This is a genomic window from Pseudoalteromonas sp. TB25, from assembly GCF_000497995.1.
Classification (GTDB): domain Bacteria; phylum Pseudomonadota; class Gammaproteobacteria; order Enterobacterales; family Alteromonadaceae; genus Pseudoalteromonas; species Pseudoalteromonas distincta.
Map to the genome: position 1 here is coordinate 1 of NZ_AUTI01000312.1, position 12,562 is coordinate 12,562.

9 protein-coding genes and 2 pseudogenes are annotated in these 12,562 nt (G+C 37.5%); 2 read left to right on the forward strand and 9 right to left on the reverse strand.

Translation table 11 applies throughout. The features are described 5' to 3' along the window. Positions 1-247 (reverse strand): annotated as a pseudogene (locus L652_RS0111490) (spondin domain-containing protein); the annotation flags it as partial. Between the two features lie 185 nt (positions 248-432). Here L652_RS0111490 and L652_RS0111495 point away from each other — a divergent pair. Further along, entirely contained in the window at positions 433-798 is a 366-nt protein-coding gene (locus L652_RS0111495; RefSeq protein ID WP_024595771.1) for a DUF4870 domain-containing protein, read from the forward strand. Positions 799-976: 178 nt separating this feature from the next. Here the strand turns inward: L652_RS0111495 and L652_RS0111500 are convergent, their stop codons facing one another. The 6 genes and pseudogenes from L652_RS0111500 to L652_RS0111525 form a co-directional block, all read right to left on the reverse strand. Then, complete coding sequence (locus L652_RS0111500; protein WP_024596888.1) at positions 977-1,909, reverse strand: sugar kinase; 933 nt, start codon at positions 1,907-1,909, stop codon at positions 977-979. A gap of 74 nt (positions 1,910-1,983) precedes the next feature. Beyond that, complete coding sequence (locus L652_RS0111505) at positions 1,984-3,291, reverse strand: MFS transporter (RefSeq protein ID WP_002962964.1); 1,308 nt, start codon at positions 3,289-3,291, stop codon at positions 1,984-1,986. A gap of 2 nt (positions 3,292-3,293) precedes the next feature. After that, positions 3,294-3,638 (reverse strand): cupin domain-containing protein, encoded by a 345-nt coding sequence (locus L652_RS0111510; RefSeq protein WP_002962963.1) that lies wholly within the window; start codon positions 3,636-3,638, stop codon positions 3,294-3,296. Between the two features lie 5 nt (positions 3,639-3,643). After that, entirely contained in the window at positions 3,644-5,860 is a 2,217-nt protein-coding gene (locus L652_RS0111515; protein WP_024596887.1) for a heparinase II/III family protein, read from the reverse strand. 5 nt (positions 5,861-5,865) lie between these two features. Further along, positions 5,866-8,104, reverse strand: a pseudogene (locus L652_RS01000000123710) (polysaccharide lyase 6 family protein). A 147-nt stretch (positions 8,105-8,251) separates the two neighbouring features. Continuing rightward, positions 8,252-9,130, reverse strand: coding sequence for an NAD(P)-dependent oxidoreductase (locus tag L652_RS0111525; protein WP_024594783.1), 879 nt, complete (start codon positions 9,128-9,130; stop codon positions 8,252-8,254). A 625-nt stretch (positions 9,131-9,755) separates the two neighbouring features. Here L652_RS0111525 and gloA point away from each other — a divergent pair. Next, positions 9,756-10,157, forward strand: coding sequence for a lactoylglutathione lyase (gloA, locus tag L652_RS0111530; protein ID WP_024594782.1), 402 nt, complete (start codon positions 9,756-9,758; stop codon positions 10,155-10,157). Positions 10,158-10,441: 284 nt separating this feature from the next. Here gloA and L652_RS0111535 read toward each other — a convergent pair whose 3' ends face one another. Continuing rightward, a complete protein-coding gene (locus L652_RS0111535) occupies positions 10,442-10,708 on the reverse strand; it encodes a DksA/TraR family C4-type zinc finger protein (RefSeq protein WP_002962957.1) in 267 nt (88 codons plus the stop codon). A gap of 243 nt (positions 10,709-10,951) precedes the next feature. Further along, positions 10,952-12,562 (reverse strand): pitrilysin family protein (locus tag L652_RS0111540; protein WP_024594781.1); only part of this gene is annotated, 1,611 nt, incomplete at its 5' end.

The window sequence follows — 12,562 nt, forward strand, 5'->3', positions numbered from 1 at the left end:
CCCGCAGCAGTTGCTTGTGCAACTAACTCTTCAATATTGCCGCCTTCAGCCATTGTTTGTAGTGCTGTAGATGCTTGCGTTGCTACTTCAAACAGTGTGTCTTCGCTGTTGTGTGCTGTAATTAACAGTGGAGTAAAGTGAATACCTTTGGTTAAGTTAGTTACTTTTAGGTCTAATTCTGCGGCCATAGTCGATTGGCTAGCNCTGCCGCTAAAAGAATTGCGATTGTTAATGTAGAAGTTTTCATTATTATTTCCTGTAAGTGATGATTCGAGTTGAGTATTGAATAATCGTCTCCAGAAACTCTCACAAACTTATCACTTTTTTATCACAAGATTTCACGCTGTGATTTTTAAACATAAATACGTTGGTTGATTTGTAGACATTTGTTTAGTTAAGAGGCAACATACATAAAACAAAAAGGAGAGTGTTATGGAAGAAAATCAGCAGGTTGAACCAGTTAATAAAGATGACCGTACGTGGGCTATGTTATGCCATTTAAGTGCGCTTGCTGGGTTTGTTGTGCCGTTTGGCTCAATAATTGGGCCATTAATTGTGTGGTTAATTAAAAGAGATGAAATGCCAATTGTTGATGTGCATGGTAAAAAGGCGCTTAACTTTCAAATAACGATGGCAATTGCATATGTAGTTTGTTTTGTGCTGATGTTTGTAGCAGTCGGCTTAATATTACTACCTATAGTGGCAATTTTTGGGTTTGTAATGGTTGTAATGGCAAGTATTAAAGCTAATGAAGGTAAAGAGTTTAATTACCCGTTTAGTTTAAATTTGATAAAATAAACACACAGTTTATTTTTATACCAATTGCATTAAATTAGTGACCTATTATAGCGATAAGAAAATAGCTCAATAACAAGGCTAAAATTATGATACATAGTTGTTCTATATAAATAATTTTTAACGTAGTTAGTGAGTTATTTAATACGCTAAGGTGATCATGTTTTTAATAAAATTGGTATCACATGCCAGCTTCAGCCATTGCTAGCTGAAATATATCTTTTGGAGCAATAGCACCTGGTTGCTGTATAACAGTCCCTGCCGCTTTTGCAGCAAGTTGCACGGCACTTGAAATTGATTTATCAGATAAACGTGCACCTAAGTAAACACCGTTAAAGGCATCGCCTGCTGATGTTGTATCTACAACGTTTTTGACCGGTACAATAGTGTGGCTTTGAAGCGTATCGCCCTCTTTTGTCACTACCGATTCAGGGCCATTTTTAACAACAATTTCTTCAATTTGGTAAGGCTTTAAATATTCAACAACTGCTTCTACGCTATGAACGCCATAAAGTGTTGTTAAATCTTCAACGCCTGGTAGGGTAATATCTGCAAACGTAAAGGCTAAATGATATTGCTCTTTAGTTTCCTCTACACTATTCCACAAACGTGCTCTATAGTTAGGATCAAAAACGATTTTAACCCCAGCATCTTTAAGCTGCTTTACAACTTTCCAAAAGTCTTCACGTGCACTTTCTTCAATTATTGCTAATGAAATTCCTGAAAAGAAAAACATATCACCTTGGCTAAGCTGCTCGAGTGCATCAGCATCTAAAAAATCAACAACCTTTTTAGCTGCAGAATCATTGCGCCAATAAATAAAGCTACGCTCACCATGCTCATCAGTTTCTATGTAGTACATACCAGGTACTTTGGTGTCGTGAGCAAATACAAGTTGCGTATTTATTTGTTCACTCTCAAAGCGTTCTAGCATTTTTTTACTTAAATTATCTTGACCTAAAGCCGTAACAACCGAAGTAGTAACCTGCGGGAAGCAACGTTTTAAATACACTGCAGAATTATAAACATCGCCTGCAAATGATTGGTGTAGTGTTGCCGCGCTCATAGCTCTAAGCTCGACCATGCATTCACCGATAAAGTAAATATTTTTCATCTTGGAAGTTACCCTATGTAGTTAACTGCTATGCACATATACAAAATATGTTGGCATAGCAGTTATTATCTAGATTATTGAGGCTTTTTAAGAGGTTCTATTTTTGGAATTAAAATCCAAACAGCTGCCATTGCAATGATGGCTAAAGAAGCACCAATTACAAATGCTGGTGTGTAGTTACCATCAGCAGTAAGAAAAGGTACTAGCGATGTAAGACCTACAGCACCAAGCTTTGCCGCCATACCAGAAAAACCTGATAATGTACCCACTGCTTTTTTACCTAACAAATCACTTGGTAGTGTTTGCACGTTACCAATTGCAGTTTGAAAACCAAATAAGATAACAGCCATAATTAGTACCGCTGTTGTTGGTCCGCCTGGATTTGCCATTGCAAGTAGCGCTGGTAACATAATTAAACAACCCAGCGTAATAGTAAGCTTACGTGTTTTATCTGTATTCCAACCTGCTTTGAGTCGATTTTGAGCCAATAAACCACCAAACCAAGCACCAAACATAGCGCCAACATAAGGTACCCAACCGTATATACCAATAGATTTAACATCCATACCGTATACTTCATTTAGGTAAATAGGGATCCAAAATACAAATAGCCACCAAATTGGGTCAATTGCGGCAGAGGCAATGATTACACCCCAGCTTTGCTTACGAGAAAGTAACTCAGCAGTTGTAGGGTTATATTCCTCTTCGTCTTCACCAGTTACATCACCGTTGTCATCAACACGTCTTTGACCCGTTAAGATATATTCACGTTCTTCGGCAGTCAGCCAAGGATGTGAGCTAGGCGGTGCTTTAACTAAAATTAACCATGGAACTAACCAAAGGAAACCTAATGCACCAACAAAAACAAACACCATTTGCCAGCTAAAGTAGATAGTTAAATAAGCAATTAAAGGAATAGCAATAATACCGCCAATAGCAGCGCCAGAGTTAAAAATACCCTGTGCTAAAGCACGTTCTTTAGTAGGGAACCATTCTGCGTTACCTTTAGCTGCACCAGGCCAGTTACCGGCTTCTGCTACACCTAAGATTGCGCGAAAAATACTAAGACTAAGTACACCTTGTGCAAATGCATGCGCAACGGTTGCAATAGACCAAACACCTATTGATAGCACAAAACCGAAGCGTGTGCCCACCCAGTCAAATATTTTACCAAAGATTGCCTGACCAAATGCATAAGCAAATACAAACACAATAGAAATATTAGCGTATATTTGTTTGCGTTCTAGCGCTGATTCATCAGGAAATAAATCTTCAACAATGTCCGGCCAAAGCACACTAAGTGCTTGGCGGTCGATATAGTTAATAATGGTAGCTAGCGCTATTAGCGCTATAACCCACCAACGTAAGCCTTTAAGTTGCATAATTAATCCTCAAGAAAGTCTTCACGCGCTGGGCTAAAAGTATCAATCAGGATTCCGCCTGTCGGGCAGGTAGCTCCATGATCAGCAAATGGTGGGATTAAGCAGCTATCACCCGGTTTTAAGATTTTAGTTACGCCATCAATGTTAAAGTGAAACTCACCTTCAACAACATACGTTACTTGAGAATGTCTGTGAGCATGGTTATAACCAATAGCCCCTTTCTCAAACCAAATTTTAACAGCCATTAGCTCTTCGTTATAACCTAGCATTTGACGTTTTAGACCATTTCCTAAGTCTTCTATTTCGGTCTCGTTACCAAATGAAAAGTTTGCGCTTTGCTTTTGCATCCTATTTACTCCTGATTATTGTTCATCATATAAACGCCTAATCGGCCATTTAAAGTGAACTCTTTATTTTGATAATTGAATGTGTTTTTAGCTGATGTTTGTGCTTTATTAATTGCCACTAAATATGAGTTGCCTTTAATATCAAGTTCAACAAGTGTTAAATCGCCCTGCTGACTATATTCAAGCTTTGTAACTCGACTAACAGCTTCTAGGGTATATTCTTTACTTGGGTTGTACTCACCATGTGGCTCTAATACAGATATAAACTTATGTTGCTTTTGACCCTCAACACGACGAATAAAACCATTTTCGTTGCGTAAATTAAAGTGAGGGTCATTTGCGCCTATTTGAGTAAACAAGAAAGACTCATAACCTTTAACCAAGCTCGTTTGCGTATAAAAACGACCATTTTCGTTTAGCCACGTTACTTTAGCTAAACCACTTTGAGGTTGCGCTTGAGCTTTAAGCCATAGATGCTGGTAGCCATTTTTAGTACCTAATGCAGACAGTTGTGTTGCATTCGCTTTTAGCTCAAAGCTGGTATCTATAAGCTGACCTTTATAATGCAAAGGCAAATCAAGCTGATGTGCTTTATTTGCTGCAACATCAAATATATCAAGTGCAACTGTGCTTTGTAGTTCAGGTAAGTTAATAAGTGCAAGCGTACGCTCAAGATCAACGCCTTTATAAGCTGTGCTTATTTCGCCGCTTGAAACCGTGCCGTATTCATTCGTTTCGAAAAAGTTAAGTGCAGGGTAATTACTATTTCCTACTTCAACATTTGCATTAAAATGCGTTGTTTCGTCAACCACTACCGTATTGTGCGCAACAGTGTGTTTAGCGTAAGTTTCGTTTTCAGGTAAATAACGACCGCCGTATTTAGCTTCTACATTTAAAAAACGTGCTGCGCCATAATCAGATACAATTTCATTTCCGTGGTCGTAAAACTGCCATGTTAATTTATCAAAATGACCATGGCCCAAACCTTGTGCAGCAGGTTTAAACAGTAGCGCTTGATCGCCACCTACCTGCGTTCTCATTACAACTAGAGCACCTTGTTTACCGTCATTACCATCACCGAAGGCAACGGATTTAAACGAATAAGGTTTTGCCATGTTGTTATCAAGTGCTTGAGCTACTTTTAGCCCATCACCAGAGAGAATTATTTGGTCTTGTTGCTTAGCAATATCTAAATAACCTGCATCGTTGGTTAAGCCATACGCTGCCGTTACCCCATTTACTAACTCAATGGTATCGATGCCTTTACTTTTTATTGCATCGTTAATTGGGAAGAACAAACCGTTGTAGCTAAGTTGAATCGTCGTATCAATCGCTTTTAATAATATGCCATCGCGATATTCAAAGATTTTTCGTTGTGGTTCGTTGTTTTCAATCGCTTTAGCAAACGTTACAAATGGTAATAGTGCAAAGCGTTGATAGTAAGGACCTTCGTTATAGTAACCTTGTGGTGAAAACAGCATCTCTAGCTGCTTAATAAAGCCACCCTTACCCGACTTTTCTAAATCGTATAATGATTTTTCTACCCACTCAGGTTCGCCTAATACATACCCTGCCATGCCAACACCCGCTGTTGCCCATGTTCCATGGTTATGTACTTTATTAAATGTAGACGGTTGGCCTACAGATGTGAACAACGAAACAGGACGGAGTAAGTCATTCTCGATTGTTTTAATATTATCGGCATTTAACGAGTCATAAATTAGATCATAAGCTTGTATTGTGTACACAAGCCACATTGCTTCATTTAGGCTTTGCCAAAAAAACTTACCTGGATTTTGCGAATCCATTTTACGTTTTGGATGCAGACCAAGCGTTGGGTATAATTTTGCATACTCAAGCAACATATCGCGTACATAGTTTGCGTATTTATCATCTTGGCTTAATTGATAAATAATGCCCGCGTTGTACATAAGTTGGTAATTCTTCTTATGGCGCTCATGTGTATAACCACCACCGCCATCTTTTGGAACGGGTACAGTGATAGGCTGTGCAATTTGTTCATCTACTTGCGCTTTTAGCGATTCAAACGCTGTAGCAAACTTTGTGCTACCGTTGCTACTTATTGCTTGGCGCATTTGCTTAACATCATCAGTAGTAATCACTAAGTTTGGGTGCGCTGCATGCGCCCCCAGTGATGTAAGTAATGTAATTGCAGCTACAGCAGCTATTTTAAAACGTGTTTGGCATTTTAATAAGTACATAGTATTTACCCTGCCTTATTTAAAATGTTGTTATTTTTTAATACTGCCGTGTGTGGGCCTTTAACTCTTAACTCTTTAACATTTGGTGCTTTAGTTGCATCAAATGTATTGCCTGAGATTTCAGTTTTAGGCTCGCCTACTGTGTGCTCTACAACAATAGGAGCAGATTTAACAAATTTATTATCTTTAATATTAGTAACCTGAACACCGTGAACATAAATGCTCGCTTGCTCTTTGTTACGCTTACCAAGGCCAACGTTATTAAGCGTGTTATTTGTCATTTCAAAATGAGGACCAAATGTGCTTTCATCAGTGCCACCACGGTAAAGCTTAAGTACACCGCCTTCTACATCATTAAATGTATTATTATTGACAATAACGTATTCCGCGTTATAAACACCTAAGTCTTCAATTTCAGTATTTAGACGTAAAATGTCACCTGTTACTGTATTAAAGGTATTACCTGTAACAATAATTTCGTCAGCCATTGCACCTTTACCAGTGATAAAGAAATGGAATGAATGATTAATATCTAAAGCATTTAACTCTGAGTTGATCATTACAAAGCGGTAATTATCAACCATACCCCATTTTTGCGTTCGAACAATGCTGTTACCTATTGCATCTGGCGCGTTTTCACCTGAAATTGATAAACCATCTAGTTTTAAGCTGCCGCCATCATGTATTTCAAACAAGGTAGAGCGTTGAAAAGTAAGTTTAGCCTTTGCGCTCTGCTTTGCTTTAATTGTCAACGTTTTATCAATTTTAACCAGTTTAGACACATCATACTGGCCAGGCGCTAGTTCTAGAACATCGCCCGACTCTGCATTATCAATAGCATCTAGTAATGCACTTACATCAGCTTTAACAGAATGTGTCTTACCAGAATCAAAATCAACTAAAGCAGGTACTTTTGCATACCAACTAACACCGGTATCTTCTTTTTTAAGTACTTTTAAATCGCGCTTTGCACCTACATTTAAACTTTTAGATGTTGGGTAAAGTAGACCATTACTTGCTTTTTCCAGCGTGATTTTATCTTTTTTTACACCGTACGTTAGCTCAGAAAGCACTTTTGTATCTGCAATGTTGTTACTTAATACTAACCCACTTACATCGTCGAATGTTGTAAATGGCTGTTCACCATTTTGGTTTATGATTAAGTTGTTTTTCATTACGCTATTTTTTGGGGCTGCGCTACGCTCAGCATCGCTACCTGCAGCAAGTTGAATATGACGCACATTTATAAATGTGTTGTTTTCAATCGTCGCATTTTCTACTTGGTGATAACGATTAATAGATGAATTTGGTACGCCGTTCATCACAGTAAAACCACTGCCAAAACGATAGCCTGTTAGGCCTTGTAGATAGTTATTTCTTACAATTTGATCTTTATTGATAACGCGGATACCACCTGTGTGATCAACACCATTACCAATGAAGATATTTTCTTCTATAAGATTGCCATTACCATGGCGCAGCGTTAATGTACCGCGCGCTTCATAAAATACGTTATTACGAAGGATGTTTTTACCTGATTTAACCGAAACAATTTCGACTTCACCATTGGTACGTTCAAAGTAATTATTTTCAACCAATGTATGCGAATCAGTTAGTGAGTAATGGCTTNCCACCGTTAGAACCAAAAGTAGGACGGTAGCCAAAATAGTTGTTATCTATACGATGATAGTTTTCCTGGCTTGCTTTAGTGTTTAAACGAACAGCAACTGTCACACCTTTATTTCGTTTGCCAACTAAATGACTATGATCAAAGCGGTTATGTTGTCCATATAAGGCAACCCAATAATCAGACTCTCGTTTGTCTGGATTACTGTAATTATCGATTACTGTTTGAGTAACTCGTGAATTGTAGGCTAATTCATTTTTATTTTTACGAAATTCTATTACAGCTGAGCTCGGTGTGTAGCCGTCTTTAAATACTAAACCAGAAGCTTCAAGGTATTTACCTGCAAGTCTTAGGTTAGATTGACCTGATAGAATTACTTTTCCGTTAGTTTCAGCGGTTAATATAATAGGAGAGTTTTTTGTACCTTGGCCTTCAAGTAAAATTTCGAAGTCAGACCAAGTACCATTTTTAAGTACTACTTTGTCGCCAGCAACTAGATTAGCTGCGATATCATTAAAAGCTTGTTTATTTTCTATAAAATAATCTTTGGCCGCTACTTGTGTGGATATGCAACCGATGAGAACTAGACTAAGCTTTATTGTATTAATCAAACGCATAGTTAACTCTTTTTCGTTGTGACTGAAAGTAGTGCTTCATCAGAATTAAAAAAAGCTGACATTGCACAAAGACTTTAGTCAATTGGTGTCATGTGTGTTAAAGCGCCTTAAGTTAAAGCTCAAAGCGCTCAATAAGGTCGAGAAGTATTACTTTTCTAACTTTTTGAAGTAATCAAAAATTTCAGGAACGTTACCTTGACCCATACCAGCGTCAAACGCTGCTTGTAGGTTAGCTGATGAACCTTCAGCGATTTTTGATTCAGTACCTAGGTCTTCTACCATTTGTAGGAAGTAGCCTAAATCTTTGTTTGCATTAGCAATCGAGAAACCCAGGTCGCTAACATTATCAACTGCATAGTTTTTACAAAATTGCATAAACGGTGAGTTAGATGGGCCAGTCGACATAATGTCGAAAAGTTGTTGACGGTCAACACCAGCAAGCTCTGCCACTGCAAATGCTTGTGACATAGCACATACTGTCGTCATGCCCATGAAGTTATTGATAAGCTTAGTTGTATGACCTGCACCTAGCTCGCCAAGATGGAAAACGTTTTCACCTTGATCTTCCAGTACTGGTTTAACTTTATTGAATGTATCAATATCGCCTGCAGCCATAATGTTTAAAAGACCGTCTTTAGCATGTGCTGGTGTACGACCTAGTGGCGCGTCGATCATGCCTGCGCCTTTAGCTGCTAAATCAGCACCAATTTTTTTAGTAGATGATGGGATAGAAGTACCAAAATCAACTAATACTGCACCTTCTTTAATACCCGCTAGGATACCGTCTTCTGCGTAAACAATTTTTTCTACAACGGCAGACGTTGTAAGACAAAACATAACAATATCTGAACCTTCAGCTAGCTCTTTTGCAGTGCTTGCTGTTTTTGCGCCTCTAGCAACACATGCTGCAACCGCATCTTTGCTAAGGTCCATAACAATTAGCTCATAGCCTTTGTTTTGTAAATTTTCGGCCATGTTGCCGCCCATTAAGCCTAAGCCGATGAAACCGATGATTGGTTTTGACATGAATAACTCCTAAATATGTGGCGCATACTTTTATAAGAACAAGTAAAATTTACTCTATAAATACGCTGTGTCTTTTGTTTCAATTTGTAGAGTAACTTTAAGCCTGAGTTATTTATAAATTAACCTGTGCAAAACGTAACTCTGATTAATTACCAATACATTGTATTCACTCAAACCAAGTAACTTACCAATTGGTATGCAAAAACTGTATTACCATACGACTTTTTTGTCAACCAATAAGTTAACCAAGCAAACGCCATATTTTTACAAATTACACAATAATAAATTTAATAATCTATAAAAACAGATGGTTACATAGCAATGGCACAATTAAGCAAAGGTTAACTTTTGTTGAACAATCAGTAACTTTTTTTATACTAATAGGTTGACCAATAATTGAGTGCTGGTTATTGAAATATCCAAAATTTAATAAAATGATTCATTAATTGGTAATTTATAAAGGTCGAACTCAAACTGTTTTAAGCCTACTCTCATATTAAGGTTGTGATTTATATATAATGCCTACATGTATGGCTAATACATATAACCCCCCTAAAACGCGCTTAATAATAGCGCTTAGTTAAAAATACCCTTAACTTTGAATAAATAACTAAAGGAACTAAAAATGCGTTTATTACATACTATGCTTCGTGTAGCCGATTTGGATAAATCAATTGCTTTTTATACTGAAATATTAGGTATGAAAGAATTACGCAGAGCTGATAACAGTGAATACAGATACACTCTTGCCTTTGTTGGATATGGCGACGAAGCAGATAACACAGTATTAGAGCTAACTTATAACTGGGACGAGGATAGCTACGACCTAGGTAATGGATATGGTCATATTGCTATTGAGTTTGATGATATTTACAAAGCATGTGCAGATATTAAAGCTGCTGGTGGCAATGTAAGCCGTGAACCAGGGCCTGTAAAAGGCGGTACTACTGAAATTGCTTTTGTAAAAGACCCAGATGGCTATGCAATTGAGTTAATTCAGAAAAAAGAAGACATGAGTAAATTTTAAATTACTTAATAACTAATTCAAGTTATAACAATTTGCTTAATGCCAATCTGCTTATATATGGGGTCTATTTAGCGTTAAGAAAATTACGCTAGAACTAGGCAAAAATTTTTGTATCTAGTTGTTCTAAATAAAAATTTTTAACGACGTTATAGTGCAATTTAATTCGTTAGATTGATCAAAGATTTATGCTGGTTGGTATAACTATGGAGAGGTTTAATTTTATTTATTGTTCAAATGGTTATGCAGATTGGTATTAAATAAAAGGTGCTTTGCAGCACCTTTTTTTAACGCAACTGACTATCTTTACTACCACGCCTATTAAACGATTTAGCGCTGGCACCATTACCTTCTATTGCGGCTTGGCATGCAACACAGTAGCGAACTCCTGGTAGCGCGAGCCTTCGTGCTTGTGGGATTTTTTCATCGCACTCGTCACATAGCTCAGCACTTGCACCAGATATTAAATTGCTTCTTGCATACTGTACGGCGTCGTTAACACTTGCATCAATTTGATCTTGAATTGCACCGTCTCGTGCCCACCCACTTGCCATAAATCCTCCTAATAAAGTTGGATGTTTAAATTTATGCTACCAAATTGAATCTTTATAAGTACTGAATAATAAAGCTAGGAATGGGGTGTTATTTGAAGGTTTAAACTACAAAATTATATTTTATATCTAAAAAAAGACGCTGTAGTTGTTCCTTGTAATCTACTTTCAAAAAGATCAACACTCTAAAATCAGGCAAAAAAAAGCAGCTAAAAAAGCTGCTTTGTAATTCTAATTATTTAAATGTTAAAGACTGTAGTCAACAACCTTCATACCTAATTTTTCAAGCTCTGGGCGAAGTGTTTTAGCATCACCCACTACTAAATAAATCATATCTTTAGTGTTTAAGTGTTTTTTAGCTAAGGCGTTAACTTCTTCTTTGCTAATATTGCTAACAATCTCATTTCTTTCTTTTACAAAGCTAGGTTTTAAATCGAACTCTAATATTTGTGCTAAAAAGCCAAGTTTTGCATTAGGCGTTTCGTATTTAAGCGCATCTTTTTGATTGATAGCTTTACGCATAAACATAAGCTCTTCATCAGTGACACCGTTTTGAGCATAGTTATTAAGCTCATTAGTAAACTCTGTAATAGACGCTGCAGTAGAGTCGGCTCTCACCGCTGCAGAAGCTGTAAAGCCGCCTGATGTTTTATCACCCCAAAAACGAGAGCGAGCACCGTAAGTGTAGCCTTTATCTTCTCGTAAATTTAGATTGATACGGCTGTTAAACGTGCCACCAAATGCAAAGTTCATTAAGTTAGCTTTAAAAAACTCACCAGTAATGTCTTCAACCATATCGCGTTTACCAATACGAATTTCTGATTGAGGGGCACCTGGTTTATCTACAAGATAAATGACATTAGTTTCTACTTTAGGTTCACTGAAATCAACCGCTACTGGGCTCGATTTACCTTGCCAGTTTGCAAGTGTAGCTTTAACCTTTGGCTCAATTTTTGACTCTTTTAAATCAGAAACAATAATGACTTGCGCGCCCTGTGGTTTAAAGTTTGCGTTATAAAAAGCTTTAACGTCATCTAATGTAATAGCCTCAATACTATTAAGCGTTCCAGTACTTGGAAGTGCAGCTATATTGTCGCCATATAGTAATTTGCTGTATGTATTAGATGCTAAATACCCTGCATCCTTCATTGAATGTTGAATATTTTGAATGATTTGCTTTTTATTACGCTCAAAGTCATCGGCATTAAATGCTGGTTTAAATAATTTCTCTTCAACAAGCTTTAGCGTTGCATCTACATTTTTGGTTAAGCTAGAAACATACACATTTGTATGTGTTTTATCTGAGTAGATACTTACCTGGCTACCCAGTTTTTCAAGCGCGTTACTCATTTGCTCTGTAGTGTAGTTTTGCGTTGACTCGCTCATTAACGATGCAGTCATTGACGATAAACCCACTTTACTAGCTTGCTCATTATACAAGCCACCCGGAACTTTAATGAAAATAGCGGTGGTTGGCGTTTCTGTACTTTGCGTACCTAATATTTTAATACCGTTTTCGGTCTTAGTTTGCCAAAGAGAAGGAACATCAACAGCAGGATTTGCGCCGGCTATAGGGTGAACACTTCGATCAAATGTATCAACAGCTCTTCGTGCCACTAAATCATCAGCTGAAGTTGTAGATGGACCTCCAAAATCATGCGCTTTAGGCGTAAAGTTGTCTGGGGCAGCTATAAGTTGAGTTTGACCTTCTGGAACAACACTCATAATAACGGCAGATTTACCTTTGATATATTGATTAAAAACACGCATAACATCAGCTTTTGTAACTTTGTTATAACGTGAAATCTCATCTTTAGCTGAGTTTGGGTTACCTGTAAACGTTTCAGATGCGGCTAG